The 24,201-nt window shown below is 32.0% G+C and carries 22 protein-coding genes, 1 tRNA gene and 1 riboswitch; of the genes, 10 read left to right on the top strand and 13 right to left on the bottom strand.

The features are described from left to right. Nucleotides 1–4: 4 nt before the first annotated feature. Together ACI32A_RS03600 and ACI32A_RS03595 are read right to left on the bottom strand one after the other, a co-directional pair. A complete protein-coding gene (locus ACI32A_RS03600; protein ID WP_439753656.1) occupies nucleotides 5–1,270 on the bottom strand; it encodes a dihydroorotase in 1,266 nt (421 codons plus the stop codon). Continuing rightward, nucleotides 1,267–2,166, bottom strand: a complete 900-nt coding sequence (locus ACI32A_RS03595; protein WP_439753655.1) for an aspartate carbamoyltransferase catalytic subunit — start codon at nucleotides 2,164–2,166, stop codon at nucleotides 1,267–1,269. Before ACI32A_RS03595 ends, ACI32A_RS03600 begins: the two co-directional genes overlap by 4 nt. 152 nt (nucleotides 2,167–2,318) lie before the next feature. On the opposite strand from ACI32A_RS03595, the gene ACI32A_RS03590 reads away from it, so the two are divergent. The 3 genes from ACI32A_RS03590 to ACI32A_RS03580 all read left to right on the top strand — a co-directional run bounded on the left by ACI32A_RS03590 (nucleotide 2,319) and on the right by ACI32A_RS03580 (nucleotide 5,600). Further along, entirely contained in the window at nucleotides 2,319–2,711 is a 393-nt protein-coding gene (locus tag ACI32A_RS03590) for a CBS domain-containing protein (protein ID WP_439753654.1), read from the top strand. A gap of 96 nt (nucleotides 2,712–2,807) precedes the next feature. Beyond that, complete coding sequence (locus ACI32A_RS03585) at nucleotides 2,808–3,962, top strand: hemolysin family protein (protein WP_439753653.1); 1,155 nt, start codon at nucleotides 2,808–2,810, stop codon at nucleotides 3,960–3,962. A gap of 24 nt (nucleotides 3,963–3,986) precedes the next feature. Then, nucleotides 3,987–5,600 carry a DUF885 family protein gene (locus tag ACI32A_RS03580; protein ID WP_439753652.1) on the top strand — a complete coding sequence of 538 codons (1,614 nt, stop codon included), beginning with the start codon at nucleotides 3,987–3,989 and terminating at the stop codon, nucleotides 5,598–5,600. 21 nt (nucleotides 5,601–5,621) lie between these two features. Here ACI32A_RS03580 and trxA read toward each other — a convergent pair whose 3' ends face one another. After that, the gene (gene trxA, locus ACI32A_RS03575; RefSeq protein WP_439753651.1) at nucleotides 5,622–5,930 is read right to left on the bottom strand and encodes a thioredoxin; all 309 of its coding nucleotides are present in this window, start codon (nucleotides 5,928–5,930) and stop codon (nucleotides 5,622–5,624) included. A gap of 50 nt (nucleotides 5,931–5,980) precedes the next feature. Next, nucleotides 5,981–6,814: a Cof-type HAD-IIB family hydrolase gene (locus ACI32A_RS03570; RefSeq protein ID WP_439753650.1), complete on the bottom strand. Its 834-nt coding sequence runs from the start codon at nucleotides 6,812–6,814 to the stop codon at nucleotides 5,981–5,983. Between the two features lie 228 nt (nucleotides 6,815–7,042). Here ACI32A_RS03570 and ACI32A_RS03565 point away from each other — a divergent pair, with 228 nt between their 5' ends. From ACI32A_RS03565 to ACI32A_RS03555, 3 genes are all read left to right on the top strand, one after another. Next, on the top strand, nucleotides 7,043–7,615 hold the full coding sequence (locus ACI32A_RS03565) for a manganese efflux pump MntP (protein WP_439753649.1): 573 nt from the start codon (nucleotides 7,043–7,045) through the stop codon (nucleotides 7,613–7,615). A gap of 2 nt (nucleotides 7,616–7,617) precedes the next feature. After that, nucleotides 7,618–8,556, top strand: coding sequence for a calcium/sodium antiporter (locus tag ACI32A_RS03560; protein WP_439753648.1), 939 nt, complete (start codon nucleotides 7,618–7,620; stop codon nucleotides 8,554–8,556). A 162-nt stretch (nucleotides 8,557–8,718) separates the two neighbouring features. Further along, entirely contained in the window at nucleotides 8,719–9,114 is a 396-nt protein-coding gene (locus ACI32A_RS03555) for an Hsp20/alpha crystallin family protein (protein WP_439753685.1), read from the top strand. 32 nt (nucleotides 9,115–9,146) lie between these two features. Here the strand turns inward: ACI32A_RS03555 and ACI32A_RS03550 are convergent, their stop codons facing one another. From ACI32A_RS03550 to ACI32A_RS03510, 9 genes are all read right to left on the bottom strand, one after another. Continuing rightward, nucleotides 9,147–10,586 (bottom strand): hypothetical protein, encoded by a 1,440-nt coding sequence (locus tag ACI32A_RS03550; protein WP_439753647.1) that lies wholly within the window; start codon nucleotides 10,584–10,586, stop codon nucleotides 9,147–9,149. A gap of 9 nt (nucleotides 10,587–10,595) precedes the next feature. Continuing rightward, nucleotides 10,596–12,923, bottom strand: a complete 2,328-nt coding sequence (feoB, locus tag ACI32A_RS03545; protein WP_439753646.1) for a ferrous iron transport protein B — start codon at nucleotides 12,921–12,923, stop codon at nucleotides 10,596–10,598. A 79-nt stretch (nucleotides 12,924–13,002) separates the two neighbouring features. Further along, nucleotides 13,003–13,086: transfer RNA gene (locus tag ACI32A_RS03540), tRNA-Leu, on the bottom strand. A 43-nt stretch (nucleotides 13,087–13,129) separates the two neighbouring features. Further along, nucleotides 13,130–13,618: a flavodoxin family protein gene (locus tag ACI32A_RS03535; RefSeq protein WP_439753645.1), complete on the bottom strand. Its 489-nt coding sequence runs from the start codon at nucleotides 13,616–13,618 to the stop codon at nucleotides 13,130–13,132. 59 nt (nucleotides 13,619–13,677) lie between these two features. Further along, nucleotides 13,678–15,348: a formate--tetrahydrofolate ligase gene (locus ACI32A_RS03530; protein WP_439753644.1), complete on the bottom strand. Its 1,671-nt coding sequence runs from the start codon at nucleotides 15,346–15,348 to the stop codon at nucleotides 13,678–13,680. A 55-nt stretch (nucleotides 15,349–15,403) separates the two neighbouring features. Then, a riboswitch (ZMP/ZTP riboswitch) is annotated at nucleotides 15,404–15,482 on the bottom strand. Nucleotides 15,483–15,513: 31 nt separating this feature from the next. After that, complete coding sequence (gene purB / locus ACI32A_RS03525) at nucleotides 15,514–16,896, bottom strand: adenylosuccinate lyase (protein WP_439753643.1); 1,383 nt, start codon at nucleotides 16,894–16,896, stop codon at nucleotides 15,514–15,516. Then, nucleotides 16,897–18,129, bottom strand: coding sequence for a phosphoribosylamine--glycine ligase (purD, locus tag ACI32A_RS03520; RefSeq protein ID WP_439753642.1), 1,233 nt, complete (start codon nucleotides 18,127–18,129; stop codon nucleotides 16,897–16,899). A 61-nt stretch (nucleotides 18,130–18,190) separates the two neighbouring features. Next, complete coding sequence (locus ACI32A_RS03515; protein ID WP_439753641.1) at nucleotides 18,191–19,462, bottom strand: ATP-binding protein; 1,272 nt, start codon at nucleotides 19,460–19,462, stop codon at nucleotides 18,191–18,193. Further along, nucleotides 19,455–20,141 (bottom strand): response regulator transcription factor, encoded by a 687-nt coding sequence (locus ACI32A_RS03510; protein WP_439753640.1) that lies wholly within the window; start codon nucleotides 20,139–20,141, stop codon nucleotides 19,455–19,457. Before ACI32A_RS03510 ends, ACI32A_RS03515 begins: the two co-directional genes overlap by 8 nt. A gap of 110 nt (nucleotides 20,142–20,251) precedes the next feature. Between ACI32A_RS03510 and ACI32A_RS03505 the strand changes: the two genes are divergently transcribed. The 4 genes from ACI32A_RS03505 to ACI32A_RS03490 are packed head-to-tail and all read left to right on the top strand — an operon-like array spanning nucleotide 20,252 to nucleotide 23,848. Next, a complete protein-coding gene (locus tag ACI32A_RS03505) occupies nucleotides 20,252–20,620 on the top strand; it encodes a GtrA family protein (protein WP_439753639.1) in 369 nt (122 codons plus the stop codon). Beyond that, nucleotides 20,608–21,501 carry a glycosyltransferase family 2 protein gene (locus tag ACI32A_RS03500; protein WP_439753638.1) on the top strand — a complete coding sequence of 298 codons (894 nt, stop codon included), beginning with the start codon at nucleotides 20,608–20,610 and terminating at the stop codon, nucleotides 21,499–21,501. The genes ACI32A_RS03505 and ACI32A_RS03500 overlap by 13 nt, the downstream gene beginning before the upstream one ends. Then, a complete protein-coding gene (locus tag ACI32A_RS03495) occupies nucleotides 21,494–21,676 on the top strand; it encodes a hypothetical protein (RefSeq protein WP_439753637.1) in 183 nt (60 codons plus the stop codon). The genes ACI32A_RS03500 and ACI32A_RS03495 overlap by 8 nt, the downstream gene beginning before the upstream one ends. Nucleotides 21,677–21,688: 12 nt before the next feature. Beyond that, entirely contained in the window at nucleotides 21,689–23,848 is a 2,160-nt protein-coding gene (locus ACI32A_RS03490) for a YfhO family protein (RefSeq protein WP_439753684.1), read from the top strand. The last annotated feature ends 353 nt before the right edge of the window (nucleotides 23,849–24,201 follow it).

The raw sequence follows: 24,201 nt of genomic DNA, 5'->3' as shown, positions 1-24,201 counted from the left end.
TTCATTATCCTTTCCAAACTGTTTTTCCACTCACAATGGTTTCTTTGACTTGTCCATAGACTTCCCATCCATTAAATGGTGTATTGACTCCCATGGATTCAAAGTCATTCGTATCAATGACATATTTTTGATTTAAATCCACTAAAACAAAATCCGAGGCAAATCCTTTTTCAATACGTCCTGTATTTTTTAATCCAAATCGATTAGCTGGTTTTGTACTCATCCATTCTACCAGCTGAGCCAAAGTCCATCGTTTTTCGCGTAAAACAAATTGTGTATATAATAAAGGGAAACATGTTTCTAAAGAAACGATTCCAAATGGGCATTTTTCCATTGGGCGATTTTTTTCTTCTTTTGTATGGGGTGCATGATCATTGGCAATAAAATCCAAAGCACCGCTTTCCAGTCCTTCTATTAAAGCCATACGATCTTCATGACTTCTTAAAGGCGGATTCATTTTCCAGTTTGGTCCTTGTACATCTTTATCTTCCAATAACAAATGATGCACTGTGACTTCTCCAGAAACATTCAATCCCTTTTCTTTGGCCTCTTTTAAAGCTTCTACACTTTCTTTACAAGAAATATGACACGCATGATAACTAGACTGTACTTCTTGAACTAATTGTAAATCACGAATCAATTGTGCACTTTCACATGCACTTGGAATACCTAACCATCCTTTTTTTGCAGTGATTTCACTTTCATGTACACAAGCCCCTGGTTTTCGATAGGCCATATCTTCTGTATGTGCAACAATCATAGCATGATTTTCTTTTGCCTTGATCATGGCTTCTTTCATAATCTTTGCTGTACTAACACCCACTCCATCATCACTAAACCAGTGAATTCCTAATTCAGAAATAGATTTCATGTCCACCACTTCTTTGGAGGCTTCTTTTTTTGTGATGCATGCATATGGGTATGTATGAACAAGAGAATCTTTTTTAATTTTTTCTATATATTGTTTAATGACATCCACTTCATCGGGAAAAGGAAGAACATTGGGCATACAGAAAATACTTGTGAAGCCACCATGGGCAGCCGCTTTGGTTCCTGTTTTAATGGTTTCTTTTTGTTCGTGTCCTGGTTCTCTTAAATGTACATGTACATCAACAAAACCAGGCAACACTGTATAACCTGTGGCATCAATGGTTTCTACATCCATTTCAATATTTTCTTGTATATCAAGTATTTGGTCTTCGTCAAATAAAATATCCATGGATTGAAGTGTATGATTTATTAATACTTGTCCATTTTTTATAAGTCTCATTCTTTTTCCTCCTTGAATGGTTCAAATCCAAAAGCTCTTTTCATGACAGCTTTTCGAACTAATACACCATTTGACATTTGTTTAAAGATACGAGATTTTTCACTTTCCACTAAATCACCATCGATTTCAACACCGCGATTAAAAGGAGCTGGATGCATGATAATGGCATTTTCTTTCATACGAGAATATCTTTCTTTATTTAATCCATATCGACTTAAATAATCAATACCCCCACTTAAACTTGCCCCTCTTTCTTTTTGAATTCGAAGCATCATAACGACATCCGCCCATTCAACGGCTTTGTCTAAATCCATAGTTGGATAGCCTTCTCTTTGCCATTCTTTAGGTCCTGCAAAATAGACATTGGCCCCTAATCGATTTAATGCATCTTTATCGCTGGCTGCTACACGTGAATGCAAAATATCTCCGACAATCACTACGTTTAAGTCTTTAAATGTATGGAATTCGTCATAAATCGTTAATAAATCCAATAAACATTGAGTTGGATGATTACCGGCTCCATCTCCGGCATTGATAATTGGAATTTGAATGCCTTCTAAATATTTGAAATATTCATCTTTTGGATGTCGAATAACAAGGACATCATATCCAATGGCTTCAAATGTTTTTACAGTGTCATAGAGCGTCTCTCCTTTTTGTACGCTTGATGTTTCAGCATTAAAATCTTCTACTTGACATCCTAATTGATGTTGAGCACTGGCAAAGGAAAAATGAGTTCTCGTGCTTGGTTCAAAAAAAAGATTAGCAACTAATGCCTTTTGGAAAGGAAATTGCCAATCTTTATATAAACTATCAAAAAGTCTAGCATCATTAAGAATACTAAAAATATCGTCAGTAGATAGATCTTTCATGGACAGTAACGAATGTTTATTCATTAAAAAATCCTCCTAACTTACAAAAAAAATGGACGTATCCAAATTTCTTATCTCATTCTATCACACAAAAAGTTTTTTTCAATCCTTCTTTTACCATAATTATTTGACAATCTTTTTTTTATTTTATGTACAATATATTTGAGGTGATTTACATGAAAGATAACATTTTCTTTTATCTAAAAAAGAAAGGAGATGTTTTCTATTTAAACAGTTTTCTTTCAATTGAACAAGGATTAGAAGAAATGAAAAAAAGCGGATTCACAGCCATTCCTGTCATTGATAAAGAAGGATGTTATGTGGGTTCTATTACAGAAGGTGATTTCTTATGGTACATTTGTCAAGAAGACCATAATATGAAAAAATCCATAAAAAGCATTATCCGAAAAGATTTTATGCCAGCGGCTTCGATTACCACACCTATGAGTGAAATTCTCAATCAGTCGTTGTTACAAAATTATGTACCCGTTGTCGATGATCGAAATATTTTTATTGGTATTATTACACGAAAAGTGATTTTAGAGTCTTTATTCACACAGATTGCATAAACAATTGATTTTGTGTATTATTTTAAAAAAGAAGGAGAAATGTTTTAAAATGAACAATGAAGACCCGATTCCCATAGAATATAAAGGAGAAACATTATGAATCCTTTATTTCTAATTATTTTAATTTTTTTGTCTATTTATTTATCCATGGTTTATACACTATTTGAATTTGATTCTAAAAATGAAAAAACAGATTCCATTTTAACGACTATTTCATGGAGCAGAACCCTTATAAGTTTTGTGATTTTAGTCTTTCTATTAAAATACACAAAACCATTTATTCATCCTCTATGGACTGTACTCATTTATAGTTATGTGCGAATGATTTTTATTGAAAAACTCGTTAAAATCTTTATATTAAAACGAAGCAACAATTTTCAATTAAAAATCATGAACTCATTTTTTAAACTACTTCCATTATTGTCTTTATTTACATTTTTCATTCAAATTCCTGTTGAAAAACCACAAGAAGTCAGTGAAGAAGATATTCGTGAAATGATTACAGTTTCCAGTGAAAGTGGCCACATTGAAGAACCGCAAAAAGAATATATTGAAAACATATTTGAATTTGATGATACCGATGTAGATGAAATTTGTACACATCGTTCTGAAGTCATTGGCTTAAGTTTAGAAGACAATTTAAAAGAATGGCATACCATCATATTAAATAATCGACATACTTTTTATCCTGTATATGACAAAGACGAAGATGATATTATTGGTGTATTAGATACTCGTGACTACTTTCGTTTGTCGAATCCAACTTTAGATCATATTTTAAATAAAGCCGTCGATAAGCCTTTCTTTGTTCCTGAAAACATGAAAACCGATGAATTATTCCGTGAAATGCAGCAAAGAAAAACTTATTTTGCGATTGTATTGGATGAATACGGTGGAATGGATGGAATTGTTACTTTACACGATATTGTAGAAACCATTCTAGGAGAAATGAATGAAGAAGATGATTTACAACAACCAGATGACATTCAAAAACTAGGAAAAGATAAATATTGTATCAATGGTACAGCCGATTTAGAAGAAGTACAGGAAGTTCTTCAAATTGATTTACCACTGGATGAATTTGAAACTTTTGGTGGTTATATTCTCGATTGTTATGGAAAAATTCCAGACGATGGTTCTACCTTTGATGTAGATCTGGATTTGATACATGTACATGTCAAAAATATGATTCATCATCGCATCGATCAAATGATTGTTTATAAAAAAGAAGAAATACAAGATGGAGAATAATTCCATCTTTTTTTGGAGAACCATATGAAAAAAATAATACCATTCATTTTATCACTTTGTTTGTTGTGTTCTTGTGCATCGAAGCCATCAAAAAAAGAAAACGAAGAATTTTCAAGCTATTTAAATGATTTATTTATTCAACAAATGGAGCAAGACTATACAACGATGCATCAATTCCTGGAAAATCCAGAAGATTTTGGTGTAAACCCAGATTGTGTAGAAGTGTCTTTAGGTCCTATATTTGATTCACAAGATTATTCGATTTTATTAAAAGAGCTCCATGCATTTGATTATGAATCACTTAATGAAACACAACAAATTATTTATAATCAATTAAACTTGGATTTTAATTTAAATCTTCAATTAAATGATGAAAAATTTGAATATTATCCTATTTTATTTGGAAGCATGGACGGTATTCAAGAAATATTAGTCACTTATTTTAGTGAATTTGTTTTACGAAACGAACAAGACATACAAGACTTAATGACTTTACTTCAAGATGTTCCTCGTTTCACAAATGATGCACTAGAATATACAAAACAACAAGCCAGTCTAAATCTTTGTCGCATGAATTATCAGGAAGTAATAAATTCGATTCAATTGACTCTAAATCACCAAGAAGATTCCAGTATTTATCGTGAATTGGAAAAAGAAATCAATCAATTAGATATTTCAAACAAAGAAGAAGTTCTGCAACAAATTCAAGAAGCCCTGCAAACTTATTTTTATCCAAGTTATCAATTAATGCTGAATACACTGCAATCTATAAAAGACCAGATTCTTCCTGTTTCTGGGTATTATACACTGGAATATGGAAAAGAATATTATGAATTACTAGTTCAACAGGCAACTGGAACCACAAAAAATATTCAAACCATTCAAAAAGAATTAAGTCAGGCGCTTGATGATACTTTGAATGAATATTTGTCTTTATCCAATTCGAAAGAAAATACTACAACTTCTTTTACTTCTGTCGAAGAAATCATGATGTTTTTAGAACAAAATTATAAAAAGGATTTTCCAGAAGTAGCTGATATGAACTATGAAATTAATGCATTGGATGATGATCAAAGTACAATGGGAATTGTAGCTTATTTTGTGACACCAAGTCTGGATGTTTCCACTCCATTTCAGATTCGATACAACAAAAGAGATTATGGAAAAGACGTGAATGATTTATCGTTATATACAACACTCGCTCATGAAGGTATTCCAGGACATATGTATAATGCCAAATATAAACTGGAAAACTTAGAATATCCGATTCAGTTTCTATTTCAAAATAATGGATTATCTGAGGGCTATGCGACGTATGTTCAGCTTTATGCTCTTTCCTATTTGGATTTTGATACCGATGCGTATCGCTTAATGGAAATCTTAAATTTCTATACCGTTGCCTTATTGGATTTATCCATTCAATACGATGGAATGACCCTTGATGAATTAAATCAAGTCTATGGAAGTGACATGAGTGCAGCTTATAATCAATTATGTGATGCACCAGCTACTTTTTTATCGTATTATTATGGTTATTTAGAAGTAGTTCAATTAAAAGAAAAACTAAAATATCCAGATAAAGTTTTTCATGAACATTTATTAGAATATGGAGACATCTATTTTGATTTACTAAACTAAAAGGAACTCATTGAGTTCCTTTTAATAATGCGCTTCAATTTTTGAAATAATGTTTCCTGCTGGCATATATCCAGAAAAAGCATCCACTTGTTTCCCATTTTTAAATAAAATCATAGTGGGTACGGCCATAACTCCAAATTGTGCAGCTAAATCCGGTGACTGATCTACATCCACTTTTACAATTTTGACTTTATCATTTAGAGTTTCTTGAACTTTTTCTAACACAGGGGCTAACATTTTACATGGTCCACACCAAGTTGCGAAAAAATCCACTAAAACTAGATTTTCATTCATTAATGCATTAAATTCTTCTGTATTCACAATTTTCATTTTCATTTCCTCCTACTTTTATAATAATGAAAACAATTGTTTCTTTCTACTTATTTGCTCAAAATCTTTTCATCTATAAATACTCCAATTCCATTTTCATTATTGGATGGCGTTACATAATCCGCTATTTCCTTTACTTCTGAAAACGCATTTCCCATCGCAACACTTATTCCAGCTTCTTTTAGCATCGATATGTCATTTTGAGCATCTCCAAAGGCAACAACACTTTCTAAGGGAATGGAATTTCTTTGGCAAATGGTTTTTAACGCCTTTCCTTTATTGACTCCTTTTGGCATGATTTCCATCCAATACGATGCAACCATCATGCATTCGTAATTTGATAAATCATTTTGGATTTGAATAAGATGTTCTTTGAAAAAGGAAGGTGATTGAAAGAATACAACTTTATTAAAAGATTTATTCTTTCTTAGAAAATGTTTTTTAAATTTGGTTCCTTTTACCATGGAACCTTTTTTCTTTCGTTTTCGAATCATTCGAATTATTTCTCGAAAATACGATTTCAAAGAGCCATAAAAATAAGCATCCCTGTCAATTGTAAAACGCGATAAACAATCATATTTTCTGGCAATTTCTTTGATTTGAAATACATCTTCTTTCTCCAGCAAACGATCATTAATGTATTGTTTTGTTTGAAATTCATAAATTTGCTGACCATTGATTAATGACAAAAAATGAGGCCCATTTTCTAAATTTAATTCCTCATAAATAAAACGACAACCTTCTTTGCTTCGTCCACTGGAAATCACAATATGAATGCCTTGTTTCATGGCTTCTTGAATGGAAGCTTTGGTACGAGGATCTATTTTTTTATCATCATTGGTTAATGTTCCATCGACATCAAAAACCAGGCAAGAAATATTCATAAATGTATTATAAAGATAAAATAGTATTTGACAAATGAATTTTTCTTATATAAAATCTAAACATCTATGGGGGAGTAGCAACCACATGGTGGAACATGCCAACATACCGGCGAAAGCCTGGCTTGTTTTAAAATGCGAGACTCATGTATCAGTTTTTACTATGCATGAGAAAAATATGTTTTTGACTCAAGTATAGTAAATACTTGAGTTTTTTTATGGGAGATGTATATGAATTTAATTGTGAACAGTATTTTATTGGGTATTGGATTGGCAATGGATGCTTTTTCGGTATCTATGGCTAATGGACTTCATGAAACTAAAATGAAAATCAATAAAATGACTTTGATTTCTTTTACTTTTGGTTTTTTTCAGTTTTTAATGCCATTAGTGGGATGGATTTGTGTCCATACAATTGTGGAAACCTTTCAGGAATTTGAAAAATTTATTCCCTGGATTGCTTTGATTTTATTGGCCTATATTGGAGGAAACTTATTAAAAGAAGGGTTTTCAAAAGAGGAAAAAGATCAGGAAAGTGTAGTGGATTTAAAGGGATTGTTTATTCAAGGTATTGCGACATCGATTGATGCTTTGTCTGTTGGATTTACCATTTCCAGTTACAATTTTCCTCAGGCTTTTATTTCTTCTTTGATCATTGGAATCATCACATTTGGTATCAGTTTTACAGGCGTTGAAATTGGAAAGCGAATGGGAATGAAATTATCGAATAAAGCTTCTATTCTTGGTGGAGTGATTTTAATTGGAATTGGATTGGAAATATTTTTGAAAGGAATATTAGGTTGATTATGAATATTTTTACAGCTTGTTTATTAACCATTCTAGGATTTGTTTTATTAATTAAAGGCGCTGATTTTTTTGTGGATGGAGCCAGCAGTGTGGCTAAGAAATTACGCATTCCTTCTATTATCATTGGATTAACCATTGTAGCTATGGGAACCAGTCTTCCTGAATGCGCTGTCAGTGTTACTGCTTCTTTAGCCAACAATAATGCCTTGGCCATCAGTAATGTTGTAGGTTCGAATATATTTAATTTAATGGTGGTTTGTGGAGCCAGTGCTGTTTTTGCGCCATTAGCCATCCAAAAAAGTACATTATTAAAAGAATTTCCATTTTCTATTCTCTGTGCTTTATTATTATTAATTTGTGGATTTACTTCTTTTTCATTGGGAAGAATGGAAGGCATTGTTTTACTGATTTTATTTGTGTGTTATTTATTATGGATGGTATTCAGTGCTTTAAAGTCAAGACAAGAAACAAATGAAGAAGAAGTGGAAACCTTACCTGTCTGGAAATGTATTCTCTTTATAGTTGGAGGAGCCATTGCGATTAAGTATGGAGGCGACTTTGTTGTTGATGGAGCCAGTTTTATTGCTTCAAAATTAGGGTTGTCTCAAAACTTAATTGGCTTAACAATTGTTGCGTTGGGAACCAGCTTACCGGAATTGGTTACTTCCATTGTTGCGGCACGTAAAAATGAAGTGGATATGGCTTTGGGAAATGCGATTGGATCTAATATCTTTAATATTTTACTGGTTCTAGGCATTGCCGCTTCTATTAGTCCAGTTGCCTTCATTATGGAAAATGTCATCGATATTATCTTATTGATAATTATGTCAATTGTTGTTTGGATTATGGCTTGGACAAAGAATCGAATTGATAAAAAAGAAGGTATATTGATGATTCTGATTTATGTTGTCTATCTTGTTTATATTTGCATTCGTTAAGAATGCATTTATTTTTTAAAATTTTTAGCACTCTGGTGTTGACTCTGCTAATATTAGTGCTATAATATCAGTGTAAAGGAAATAAAGTACTTTACAATATAGAACATTTTATAAAACAAAATGATAGTTTCATTATTTGTTTGTTTATTAGGAGGCGATATTATGATGTACTATCCAACTTTTGATTTATTTGATGATTTCTTCTCAAGCAATTCTGGAAATGATTTTATGAAAACAGATATTGTTGAAAAAGACGGTAATTATGAATTGGCCATTGAAATGCCTGGAATCCAAAAAGAAAATATTCACATGGAATTAAAGAATGGATATTTAAAGATTGGAGCTCAGACTTCTAAAGACACAGAAAACAAAGACAACAATGGTCGTGTCATTCGTAAAGAACGATTCAGTGGATCGTATTCTCGTTCTTTCTATGTAGGTCAAAACATTACACAGGAAGATGTAAAGGCTTCTTTCAGCAATGGTGAATTAAAGATTGTTCTTCCAAAGGAAGCACCTAAAAAAGTGGAAGAAACGAAATATATTCCAATCGAATAAAAAAAATGCGAGATGTATTTCTCGCACTTTTTTTATCCCCAGACAATCACTCGATCTACAATGTCTACATTCTTTTGGGCTCGATACGAATAGGCACCGGATTCAAACAATAAATATACACTATAATTTCCGTATTCTGAAATCATAGCTTGTTCTAAGCGAGCTGGAAAAGTAAAAGTTCGATCGGCTAGATCATCTTGCAAGCTATATACTTTTGTTTCTTTTAGACGTTTATTATAGGCATCTACATCAAATTCAATGGCATCTTTCTTTTCCAGATTCACTTCTTTTTTAAGATTTAATATTTTAATTTCTAATTCTCGTTTCTGTTCTTTTAAACTTGAAATCTCATCTAATACATCTTTGTATTCTTCTTTTTCTTCACTTTCTTTCAAAAAATCTTTTTTCTCGGTTAAATCCTCAATTTGATCCAAAATATTTTCATATTCCTGGTTCATTTCTTCTAAAGAATCCAAAAGATTTTGAATTACTTCTTGTTGTTGTTGATACAAATGATATTGTTCGTCTAAATCAATCATTTCTTCTACATCTTGTTGAAATTGTGAATTCACAAACGATTGAACTTTACTGTCTTTTGTTCCACTGGATTGAATTAAAACACAATAACCTGTATCCAAATACAATCCCTGGCAATATTGATCAATAATGGCTTTTTCCTTTCCCACTGCAATTTCTTTATTTCCCATTACTTTTCTAGTTTCTAAGCCACCATCTTCTGTAATAGGAAAACGAACTACGTAACTGTCTTTCCATTCTCCTTCATAGTAATGTCCTACAAACAAATTGTTTCGATAATAACTAATAAAGGAAGCCGAGCTAAAGCCTTCAATATTGTATTTTTTATCATAGGTAATGGGTTCCATAGTCGCATTGAAATCATATTGTTCAATGGCTTCTAAAGAAACACAATTCAAATACGCACTCTTTTCGCCTGTAATTACGTTTTGTCCTGTACAAGCTATCCAAATGGTATTGTGTATATCATCATAGGCAATGTTACCTGCATGTGGTTTTCCACTTAAAATAATTTCTTTTATAAATTGATGTGTATTTTTATCAATCATATACAAAACAGAATTATGGCTATGAGTATGACAATACGCGCTAATAAATACATATTTTTCGGTTAGACAAATGCCTTGAGGTGTCATGGATGTACACATACTAAATGCATGAGAACTATCACTGGCTAAGGTCTTGGTAGCTAAAAGTCCTGGAATAATATAACTGGTTTGTTCTAAATCATTTAGATTCAGTGTTTGAAGGTCTTCATAAGAACTTAAATTTTTTGACAATTGTTCAATTGTTAAAATAGAATCAGTATTAGTTTCAGTTAAATCCGTTTCGGGTTCATTTTCATAGCGATATGAAAACGCATAAAAATAATATCCCATATATCCAATTCCCAATAATAAAACAAGTATAAAGATAAAAATTCGTTTCTTTTTCATAACTTTATATTACCACAAACAAATATGATACATCACAAAAGCACAAAGCCAAGCTAATACACATTGCCAAATCACAACAGCCATAGCCCAGGAAGAACCGAGTTCTCGTTTAATAGAAGCAATGGCGGCTACACATGGTGTATATAATAAACTAAAAACAAGTAAAGAAGCCGCACTGGCTTGTGTTAATACTTGTGTGATGTTTCCTTTAAATAAAACTTCTAAAGTCGATACAACACTTTCTTTGGCCATAAATCCACTGATCAATGATGTACAAATGCGCCAGTCTGGTAAGCCAATGGGTTTAAATATTGGTACGAGTATACTGGAAATATAAGCTAAAATACTGTTTTGCGAGTTTTGTATAAAATTTAAATGAAGATCAAAGCTTTGTAGAAACCAAATAATAACCGTCGCTAAAAAGATAACGCTAAAGGCTCTTTGAAGAAAATCTTTTGCTTTTTCCCACAACAATTGACTGACATTTTTATAAGATGGCAATCGATAATTAGGGAGTTCCATCACAAATGGAACGGCTTCTCCTTTGAATAATATTTTTTTATACAGAAAAGCTATTAATATTCCTACGATAATGCCTAATACATAAAGACCTGTCATAATTAAGCCACCTTGTTTTGGAAAAAACGCATTCACAAAAAAGGCATAAATTGGTAATTTGGCAGTACAGCTCATAAAAGGCGTTAATAGAATTGTCATTTTACGATCTCTTTGTGATGGAAGTGTACGCGTTGCCATAACAGCGGGTACAGTGCATCCAAATCCAATCAATAAAGGAACAATGCTTCGCCCCGATAATCCAATTTTTCGTAAGAGTTTATCCATCACAAAGGCTACACGAGCAATATATCCACTGTCTTCTAATATCGATAAAAAGAAAAACAATGTCACAATGATGGGGAGAAAACTTACAACACTTCCTACACCTGAAAAAATTCCGTCAATAATCAAACTATGAATGGCTTCATTCATTCCAATTTGTGTTAAATATAAATCAACAAATTGCGTAATGTATTCAATTCCTGTTTCTAATAAAGTCTGTAAAAAAGCTCCAATCACATTAAATGTCAAATAGAATACTAATCCCATTATTAAAATGAAAAATGGAATTCCTGTGTATTTTCCTGTTAAAATGGTATCAATTTTTTGTGAACGAAGATGTTCTTTACTAATTTTTGGTTTAATTACACATGCATATCCTACTTTTTTGATAAAAGAATAACGCATATCAGCCATTGCAGCACTTCGATCCAGTTGTCTTTCGTTTTCCATTTGAACAATAATATGTTCCAGCATTTCTTTTTCGTTTTTATCAAGTTTCAAGGCTTCTAAAACTAAATTATCGCCTTCAATGAGTTTACTAGCCGCAAAACGAACAGGAATATCTTCTCGTTTGGCATGGTCTTCAATTAAATGACAAACCGCGTGGATGCATCGATGAACCGCTCCATCATGGTCTTTTTCGTCGCAATAATCTTGTCGAACGGGTTTTTCTTGATATTTCGCAATATGGATCGCATGTCGAATCAATTCATCTACGCCTTCATTTTTGCTGGCAGAAATTGGAATAACAGGAACCCCTAACATGGTTTCCATTTTATTAATATCAATGGATCCTCCATTTCCAGTAACTTCATCCATCATATTTAAGGCCACAACCATCGGAATGTCCATTTCTAATAATTGCATTGTCAAATAGAGGTTTCTTTCAATATTGGTCGCATCTAATATGTTGATAATGGCTTTTGGATGTTCTTGTAAGACAAAATTTCGAGACACAATTTCTTCACAACTATAAGGAGACATAGAATAGATACCTGGTAAATCCGTTACAATGGTATTGGCATAGCCTTTAATGGGTCCATCTTTTCGATCCACAGTCACACCCGGAAAATTTCCTACATGTTGATTGGAACCCGTTAATTGATTAAACAATGTTGTTTTTCCACAGTTCTGGTTTCCAACCAAGGCATAAGTTAATGTTTCTGAATCATCTAATGGATGTTCTTCTTGTTTATTATGAAACTTTCCTTCTTCTCCTAATCCAGGATGAAATATAGTTTGATTTTGTTTGAAGCGTTGTTCTTCTTTTAAATCAATGAATTCCACTTCAATTTGCTGGGCATCCTCTAATCGAAGTGTTAATTCATAGCCATGAATTCGTATTTCAATTGGATCTCCCATTGGTGCATACTTCACAATTGTGATACGAGCCCCGGGAATCAATCCCATATCCAATAAATGCTGTCGCAACGATCCTTGTCCTTTAACCGATAAAATGCGTCCTCTTTGTCCAATTTTTAGTTCATTTAATTTCATGTTAAAAATATATCTCAACCAATTTGAATAATCAATCGAAAGCATAAAAAAAAAGGTACAATGTACCCTATCTTTCCATTGGTGCAGGAGATGGGATTTGAACCCACACGGATTGCTCCACTGCCGCCTGAAGACAGCGTGTCTGCCGTTCCACCACTCCTGCAAGCTATTCTATTATAGCACAAAAAAATCTCACATGTGTGAGATTAAAAAATTTCTTGTGCATTGGTATGAATCCATTCTTGTAAAGACTCCAGTTCATCTTGTTCTACTTTTCCAAAAGAAATATAGGATGGACTCATTTGAGCTTGTGGACACAAAGCAGCAATGCTTTCTTCAATGTCTTGTTCTCCGGCTCCTCCATGTGTTAAGAAAGGAATGATTTTCTTTCCACTAAAGTCATGGTCTTTTAAAAAAGTGGCCAAAGGAGAAGCAACGCTTCCACCCCAGTTTGGTGTTCCAATAAAGAATACATCAAATTCAGACACATCCAAATCCACTGGACAATATTCACGATCCACACCTGCTTCTTTTTCATCAGCTACTTCTTTTAACATTTTTTCATAGTCTTTAGAATACGGATGCAGTGCTTCAATTTCAATTTGATGAGCCCCTGTAATAATTTGAATAAGTTTAGCTAAATGTTCTGTTGTACCAGATTGACTGTAATAGATAATACATGCATTTTTTGCCATATTTACACCTTCTTTTCTATTTCTATTTTAGAAGAAAAGAAGATAGAATTCACTATCTTCTAGAATAAACCTGTAATTTTTCCGTTTTCATCGATATCCATATTCAATGCACTTGGAATTTTTGGAAGACCAGGCATCGTTAAGACTTTTCCTGTTAAAGCCACAATGAATCCAGCACCTAAAGATGGACGAAGTTCACGAACTGTAATTCTAAATCCAGTTGGACGTCCCATGATTTTTCCGTTGTCTGTTAAAGACATTTGTGTTTTAGCCATACAAACTGGTAATTTATCCCATCCTTGTTGTTTAAAAGTATCCAATTGAGCTTTGGCTTCATCCGTAAAGTCTACGCCATCGGCTCCATATACTTTCTTGGCAATGATTTCAATTTTTTCTTCAATGGATTGTTCCACATCATATAAAGGCTTGAAATGATTTTCTTTTTCACATGCTTCCATAACTTTTTGTGCTAAGTCAAGAGCACCTTCACCACCTTTTGCCCATACCTGAGATAAAGACATTGGATGATTGTTTTCTTTACACCAATTTTGAAGGGCTTCAACTTCTTTTGGTGTATCTGTCGCAAATTCATTGATGGCTACTACATAAGGTAAACCAAATTGCTGCACTGTATCAATGTGTTTAGCCAGGTTTTGACAACCATCTAACATAGCTTGCACATTTTCTTCTTTTAAGTCTTCAAAGGCAACGCCACCGTGTTGTTTCAAAGCACGAATGGTAGCAACTATGACAACGGCACTTGGTTGTAAATTCGCAAATCGACATTTAATGTCTAAGAATTTTTCCGCACCTAAATCCGCACCAAAACCAGCTTCTGTTACTGTATAATCGGATAAACGAAGCGCTGCTTTTGTCGCAATGACAGAGTTACATCCATGGGCAATATTCGCAAATGGTCCTCCATGAATAAAGACAGGATTGTGTTCCAGTGTTTGGACTACATTTGGAAGAATGGCATCTTTCATAACCATCGCTAAAGCACCTTCTACTTTTAAGTCACGAACATAAACAGGTTTGTCATCGTATGTATAAGCAACTAACATATTTCCAAATCGTTTTTTCAAGTCCATTAAGTCATCGGCTAAACACAATGAAGCCATTACTTCAGAAGCCACTGTGATATTAAATCCATCTTTTCTTTCTACACCATTGACTTTGGAACCCTGTCCAATCGTAATATCACGTAAAGTACGATCGTTCATATCTAAGCAACGTTTAAATGTTATTTTTTCTGGATCAATATTTAATTCATTTCCCTGATAAATATGATTATCAAGAACAGCACTGACTAAGTTATTGGCACATGTAATAGCATGCATATCGCCTGTAAAATGTAAGTTAATATCTTCCATAGGGACAACCTGTGCATATCCACCACCTGTTGCACCACCTTTTAATCCAAATACAGGCCCTAAAGATGGTTCACGTAAAGCCATCATTGTTCGTTTTCCTAATTTATTCAGAGCATCTCCTAATCCGACAGTCGTAGTTGATTTTCCTTCTCCTGCTTTTGTTGGATTGATTGCGGTCACTAAAATCAATTTACCCATTTTGTTGTTTTCGATTTCTTTTAAATAATCAAAGGATAATTTTGCTTTATACTTTCCATAATGCTCTAACATGTCTGCAGGAATTCCTACTTTTGCAGCCACTTTTTCAATTGGTTCCATCACACATTCTTGTGCAATTTCTAAATCACTTTTTGCCATTTTATTCTCCTTTTTCCTTGTTGTCCTTTTTTTGAAGAAAAAAAGGACGATTCTTTTGAATCGCCCAGACGGTCGGCTTTATTGATTCAAATAACACGTGGTGCTCCACTAATCCGTCAGCTATTTGAACAACCTAATTATAACATCAAAATTTGAAAATGAAAGCTATTTCACTTTAATATCCACTAATTTATTGGCCACTCCAATATAAGAAGCCGGTGTCATATTGACCAATGTATTACGATCTTCTTCACTTAATACTTCCAGACCATTGGCAAATTCAATAATCGCTTCTTTGGAAATATTTTTTCCACGAGTCAATGCTTTTAATTGATCATAGGCATCGGCAATTCCATATTTTCTTAGCATCGTTTGAATTGGTTCTGCCAATACTTCCCATTTTTCATTTAAATCCGAAGCCAGTTTTTCTTCGTTGATCACACATTTTGCCAATCCATTTTTTGTTTCGTTAATGGCTTGTAAAGAATACCCAAAAGCCAATCCCAGGTTACGTTGAGAGCTGGAATCACTTAAATCACGTTGCATACGAGATTTTGGTAATTTATTGGATAGAGCCATACAAATGTTGTTGGACATATCAATATTGGCTTCACTGTTTTCAAAGCGAATTGGATTGACTTTATGAGGCATTGTAGAAGAACCAACTTCTCCTTTTACTGGAATTTGTTTAAAATATTCCATTGAAATATATAACCACATATCTACGTCTAAATCCGCTAATACATTATTGAAATGACGAATTCCATCCAGAATATGACACGTATAGTCATGGCTTTCGATTTGTGTTGTCAATGGATTAAATGTTAATCCTAAATAATCTTCCACAAATCTTTGACAAGTGGCTGGCCAATCTACATTTGGAAACGGCGTAGAAATGGCACTGTAGTTTCCTGTTGCTCCATTGAATTTGGCTTTAATTTGAATGGCTTCAATGTTTCGAATACTTTCATTTAAACGATACGCATAAACTTTAAATTCTTTTCCAATAGTCGTTGGCGTAGCTGGTTGTCCATGGGTATGTGCTAACATCGCAACATTTTGATATTTAGTTGCCAATTCATCAATGATATCTGCCATTTCATGGGCTTTTTTCAACCATACATTATGTAATCCATCTCGAATCATAGACGCATAAGATGTATTGTTGATGTCTTCTGAAGTACATCCAATGTGTACAAAACTTTGAAGGAAATCAAGATTCATATTTCTTAATTGTGAATCAATGAAATATTCCACGGCTTTTACATCATGACGCGTTGTTTGTTCAATTTCTTTAATTTGTTTAAAGGAATCATAATTAAAGTTTTTTGAAATAGATTCAATTTTTTCCATGTCTTCTTTATGAAATTGATTGAAAACATCGCATTCAATATTTTCGATTAAAAACTTTAACCACTGAATTTCGACATAAACACGATATTTAACCAATCCATATTCACTAAAATATTCTTTTAATTCATCTTTGATAAATCCATAACGTCCATCCAATGGAGATAACGTATAACATTCAAATTCTAATTTTTCCATCTACATGTCCTTCTTTCCAATATCGTGTCTATAAAATAAATCTTTGCATTGAATTTTATTAACTTCTTTATATGTATGCTCAAAAGCCTGTTCCAATGTATCTTCCATTGTCACAACCATCAATACACGACCCCCATTTGTGACAAGTCCATTTTCCGTATTTTTTGTTCCCATATGATAAATCAAAGCATCACTGTCTTCCAAGCCAGTAATCAAAGAACCTTTTGTAGAACTTGCTGGATAATTTGTAGAAGCCAGAACAACTCCATGGCTGACTTTGTTTGACCATTTTAATTGTGTTTCTTTTCCTTCCATAACATCTAAAACAGCTTGTACAAAATCACTTTCCAATCGACATAAAATGACTTCCGCTTCAGGGTCTCCAAACCGGGCATTAAATTCAATGGTTTTAATGCCATCTTGACACAACATCAAACCACCATATAAGAATCCTGTGAAAGGCACGCCTTCTTCTACCATGGCTTTTGCCATAGGAATCATAATAGAATTCTTAGCTTCTTCAATGATTTCTGGTGTAATCTTCTTAACTGGAGAATACGATCCCATTCCACCTGTATTCGGTCCTGTATCACCGTCATTTACACATTTATGGTCTTGTGCCACTTCCAATGGAATAACCAAGTCATTGTGTACTAAACAAATTAATGAAAATTCAAATCCCACTAAACATTCTTCAATGACTACTTTATTTCCTGGTATTTCAAAGGCAATATCCAATGCTTCAATGGCTTGTCCAATATTGCTTGCTACTGTTACCCCTTTTCCAGCTTTTAAGCCGTCTTCTTTTATAACAATAGGCGCTCCTTGTTCTTTGACATATTCCACTGCTTTTTCATAGTTATCAAACGTTTGATAAGAAGCAGTTGGAATATTGTATTTTTTCATAATATTTTTCGCAAAATCTTTACTCGATTCCACTTGTGTGGCAGCTTTTGTTGGTCCAAAAATTTTCAATCCAGCTTCCAAAAAAGCATCAACAACGCCTAAAGACAATGTAGCTTCTGGTCCTACAATGGTTAAATCTATTTCTTTTTCTTTGGCAAATGATACCAATCCATCTATGTCACTTCCAGAAACATTAACACATTCACCAATTAAAGCCATTCCAGGATTTCCTGGGGCACAATATACTTTTTCAACTAAAGAAGATTTAGAAGCAGCTAAAGCTAAAGCATGCTCTCTTCCTCCTGTACCAATCACAAGAACTTTCATTTTTGTTTCTCCTTTATCTTATCGTACCTATTTTAACATAAGAAACCTTAAAATAAAGGTGTTACCTATGAAAAATAAGCATCACACAAAATTCATTTTCATTCGATTCCAAAATCAATTCTCCATTCATTTGCTTCATTTTTGTTTCTACTGATTTCAAACCAATGCGATGGCTTTCCATTTCCATAAAACCTGGTTGAATATAATTTCTAAAAACAAGTTTTGAATATCGACACTCCACAATGACTTTTTCTTGTTTGTCTGCATATTTTAAAATATTAGAAAAAATATTATTCAGAATTCGTTTATAACTATCAATATCCAAATATACTTTTTCAAATTCTTCTTGATTTGTTTCAACTTGAAATCCAGCTAATGAAATATAGTCTATATGTTCTTTGATTTCATTCCATATAAATTTACTTGTTACCCATTCCATATGAATATCTTCTTTTTTTTCTAAAATGCGATTGCTTAATTCATTAATTTCATTTGATTTTTGCATACAACAATCAATATATTCTGTCCTTGATGGATTTCTTTTTAAGATTTCTAAATATCCATTCAAAATAGTCAATGGTGTTTTTAAGTCATGAAACAAAGACGCCATTTGATCTTGATTTACTTTTTCTTGTTTAAAAGTATCTTTTAAAGTTATTCGAAGTTGTTCCAATTGATAAGACATAATTCCAATTTCATCTAAATAAAAAACAGGAACCGGTGAATCTAAATTCCCCGAAGCCATTTGAAGAATGCTTTCCTTTATTTTTATGATTCGTTTTACTTTTTTAGAAAGAAAAAATAAGACGACAAATATAAAAAAGCTGCATGAAATCAATAAACAAACAATGGCATAAATCAAGATAAAATACATACTATGATAAAAAATCAATTGTACAAATCCACTTCCATTTTTAAATTCCAATGAAAAGCTTTGATAACGCTCGATTAATCCATCTGTTAATCGATATCCAAATAAAAAAGCCATATCAAAAAATGAATCATCAATGATTTGGGCATATTTTCCCGCAAGATATTCTCCATTGCTTCCATAAACTATCATACTCGTATATTTATCTGTTTGATTCATTAAAGTCTCTAAATTTTTAATAGCTTCTTGATCTTGTATGGACTCTGGAAGAGTATAATTTTTAGCTTGTTGTACCAATGTATTGGATAAATTTTCATCTCCATAAATCGGTAAAAAATGAAAATAAGGATTCAATCCATCATAGACATTGAATTTATTCAACCATAAAAACTGAAACAAACAATAGCTTACTATACCCGTAATCAAGATTACCAGAAAAAATTGATTCTTTATTTTATGCATCGCATTTATACCCCTTTCCCCATACGGTCTTGATAATCATGGGGTGATTTACATCATCTTCAATCTTTTTTCGTAAATTTCGAATATGGACCATAACTGTATTATTCGCTCCATAATAATAGTTTTCTTGCCAAATTGTTTGATACAAATGCTGGGCTGAGAAAATTTGTCCTTGGTGTTTCACAAATAAAAGAAACAATTGATATTCTGTTTCTGTTAATTCCAGTCTTTCTTCGTTTTTATAAACAATTTCATTTTGTTCATCAAAACAAAAGTTTCGATATTTCAAATGAGAAGTCTTTTTATTTTTTCCCTGATATACGTGATAACGACGAATCAAGGCTTTTACACGATTTAATAATTCATTATAAGAAAATGGCTTTGATAAATAATCATCTGCTCCATAAGAATATCCAAGTGTTTTATCACTGTCCTGAGATTTAGCACTTAGAAATAATATCGGAACATTACTGATTTTACGTATTTCTAAACATGTTTGATAGCCATTGATTTGTGGCATCATAACATCTAAAAGAATCAAATCCAATTCCATTTTCTTTAAATTTTCCAATGCTTCTTTTCCATTCTTTGCCAAAATAACTTCATAGCCTTCTGCCGTTAATAAAATCTGAAGGATATCTAATACTTCTTTTTGATCATCTACAACTAATATTTTCATATTTTTATTGTATCAAAATATAGTATCTTTTTTAGATTTCTTAAGAATTCTTCAGAAATGCTTTATCTTTTTCTTCATGTTGATTTGTTAGAGTATCCATGGTGACCAATATGATATTTGAACTCATTCGATATGGAATCTGTGGACTTTGTACAACAGGAATTAATTTCTTTTTGTTTCTTTTTTTAAGACAATGTCAATTAAATTTATTATTATCTAATTTTATTTCTATTTCCTGTGCCATTGTTTTTTCCTTTTTTGCGAATCATTTTTATGTTTTTCAACAAAAAGAAATCCATTGCCATCAATTTCTAATGTTCCTTGGTTTACGCCTTTTCTGTATGATTGTTGAAATTGTTTGTATGTATATATTCATCCATGGATTTCATTTGACAGATTTTCTTTCAAAAGGATTGTGTCAAATTCTTGTGATACTTTTGAATTATGTTTTAAATAAGGAGGCTATATGGAAACAATAAGTATTATTGTTCCTTGTTTCAATGAACAAGAAACGATTTCTATTTTTTTTGATGAAATGAATAAAGTAATGAACAAACTACAAAATTATCAATTTGAAATTGTATTCATTGATGATGGTTCCAATGACAATACTTTAAATTACATGAAAACTTTTCATCAAAAAGATAATCGCTATCATTATTTATCTTTTTCCAGAAATTTCGGAAAAGAAGCAGCTATTTATGCGGGTTTACAGTATGTAAAAGGTGATTATGTTGCGATTATGGATGTCGATTTACAAGATCCTCCTGTTTTATTAGTTGATATGTTACAAATTCTAAAAACAGAAAATATTGATAATGTCGCAACTAAGCGGTGTACAAGAACTGGTGAAACTTTCATTCGTTCATTTTTATCGCGTAATTTTTATAGAGTCATTAATAAAATTTCCAGTGTTCAAATCGTCAATGGTGCTCGTGACTTTCGTTTAATGAAAAGAGCTATGGTCGATGCGATTTTAATGATGAGTGAAAGAAATCGTTTTTCAAAAGGTTTATTTGAATGGGTGGGATTTAAAACATACTGGATTGAATTTGAAAATGTACAAAGAAGTGGTGGACAAACCAAATGGTCATTAAAACAATTGTTTTTCTATTCCCTGGAAGGCATTTCTTCTTTTTCTGTACAACCTCTTTTTCTATCTTTTATTTTATGTGGACTTCTTTTTTTGGTCTTTGTTGTCTGTATCTTTTATAGTTTTTCGCTTTCTTTATTCTTTTTATTCAATGCGCTTCAACTTTTATGCATTGGTATTTTAGGCTACTACTTGTCAAAAATGTATATTGAAATCAAGCATCGCCCTATTTATATTGTGAAAGAAAGAAGTGAAGATCATGAGTAAAACAAAGAAATATCTTCCCTATCTATTTTTAACGATTCTTGTTTTATTGTTTTGCGTATGGTTTTGTTTAAAAGACGGTGTTTTTGGCTCAAATTTAGATTGGATCAATCAACACATTGTGTTTCCAGATTATTTTCGTCAATTGTTTTATGATTCGCATCAATTATTCATGTAATATGCCCCTCATATTGGAAATGGGCAAAATATTTATCACTTCTCTTATTATGGACTCTATAATCCATTTATTGTATTGTCGTATTGTTTTCCATTTATTGATATGGGAACCTATATCATGATTGTAATGATTTTATGTTTGATTGCCTCTACTTTATTATTTTATACATGGCTGATTTCAAGACAAATTTCAAAACCCATTTCTTTTCTTGTTTCTTTGATGTTTGTATGTTCAGCCCCTATGATCTATCATTCCTATCATCAAATTTCTTTTGTGAATTACATGCCTTTTTTGATTTTAGCTTTTATAGGCATTGATCGATTTTTTAATCAACATTCTATTTTTTTATTTGTTTTAAGTGTCTGGCTAATGATTTTAACGAGTTTTTATTTTAGTGTCAGTGGCATTCTTGTCTTAATTTTATATGGATTTTTTCGTTATCTACAAATGCATCCTGTTTTTCATTTTAAACAATTTCTAAAAGATGGATTTCGTTTTTTAATGCCGATTTGTATTGCGATTGGTTTAAGTGGCATTTTATTGATTCCAACATTTTTTGTTTTATTCTCAGGAAGAAATCAACATGCCTGGTTATCTTTAAAAGAATTATTGATTCCAAATTTGAATTTCATTCGTTTTTTATATGATCCCTATGGATTGGGAACCACTTCTTTCACTTTCGGGATTTTATTTTCAATTCTTTGTTTTGAAAAAAAAGAAGAACGAATTCTAGTATGGATTTGTATAATTTTATTTTGTATTCCTTTGTTTTCTTATATATTAAATGGAGGACTCTATATTCGAAATAAAGTCTGGATTCCTTTTCTTCCTTTGTTGTATTTTTTAGTAGCTTCTTATTGTAGTGAAGAAAAGAAAACCCATTCTTTTCTATGGATACCCTGGATTCTTGTTTTACTATTAAATGCTTTTTATTCTCATTCTATTCTATATGGCATAGAAGCCCTGTTATTTTTGTTGTGTCATAAAAAGAAAACAATTGGACTTTGTGTATCCATTTTATGTTTATGTATATGCAATAGTTTTATACAAGATCCTTTGTCTTATACAGAATATAAAAACATGATTTCTAAATCCAATATAAGTTCGTATCCATATCGAATGGAAACCAATACATATGAAAAAGAAACCATTAATCGAATTGATCATTTAAATCAATATCGATCTTCGATTTATTCTTCTTCCTATAATTCAGATTTTTATGCGTTTCAGCGTTATACATTTCAAACGGAACAACCATATCGAAATCGTTTTATGCAGCCATGTTCAAAAAATCCAATTTATCAAATGTTGATGTCAACAAAATATATTGGACAAACAAAGAATGAGAATGTATTTCCAATGGCTTATACCACTAAACAAGTGATTTCAAAGAAAGTATATGATTCTTTATCGTTTCCGTATAATCAGCTTTCTTTTCTACAAGGCAGTGTTATACAAAACACAGATTCATCTTTTATGCCTTCTTTTGATTTACAGAAAATGAATTTGCCAGAATCTAAAAGTATTCAATCTAAAGTGGATCAAGAAGAGATTTTAGATGGGTTTCAAGCGAAAAAAGGGGATTTAATTATGATTCAGTTTTTAGTAAAAAATCATAAAGATGAAGATGTTTCAATTTGGATTGAAGATATAAAAAATAAATTGTCGGCTTCTTCTCATATTTATTACAATGAAAATGATATATTTACTTTTGTTTTTTCTTCAAAAGAAGATACATCTAATATCAAAATCAAATACGGAAAAGGAGATTATTCTCTTCAAGACATACAAGGATGGATTTGTCCGGCTTCTTATCTGCAAACTGATGTTGTGGATCAGAAACTTCAGTGGAACACAATTCAAGGCAACAAAATGGATGGTCATATCAATATACATCAAAACCAGTATTTGATTACTTCTATTCCATATGATGATTCTTTTGAAGTCTATGTAGATGGTCAGAAAATTGCCTATGAAAAAGTCAATACAGCTTTTTTAGGGTTTCCACTAAAAAAAGGAGAACATGATATTCATATTGAATACCATGCCCCTGGATTTCAATTGGGATTAATGTCAACAATTGTATCGATGATTGTCTGGTTTACCATGGAATACCTTCGTATTCATCAAAAAATCGTTTTATTAGAAATGTCAAAAAATGAGGAATCGTAAATTTTGATCCATCAAATCCAATATTATTATGTGTTAATTTTATGCCGTATTGTATGGGAATGGATGGATTTTTTAATACTGCGTTCATGAATTTCATCGAAAAGAATTAGAGTATCATAAAAATCCATTGAAAATGTTGATTTCAATAAAACTTTGATATGATTGAGAAAACTATCAAATACTCGTTGTTTTCCATTTGATGAGCACCTTTTATAATTAATGGCTTATGATTTCTTTGTTTCCATTCTTGTAAAAATATATCAATTTCTCTTTTTAACATAATAAATCACATTTTTTAAAAAATAGAGTAGAGGGAAGAAATTAATCTTCGCCCCTCTCATTGCACCGTACGT

Source organism: Floccifex sp., assembly GCF_051873555.1.
In the GTDB taxonomy this organism is placed as follows: Bacteria; Bacillota_I; Bacilli_A; order Erysipelotrichales; family Erysipelotrichaceae; genus Floccifex.
The sequence above is the reverse complement of the archived record's forward strand: the minus strand, read 5'-3'. Positions and strand labels throughout refer to the sequence as shown.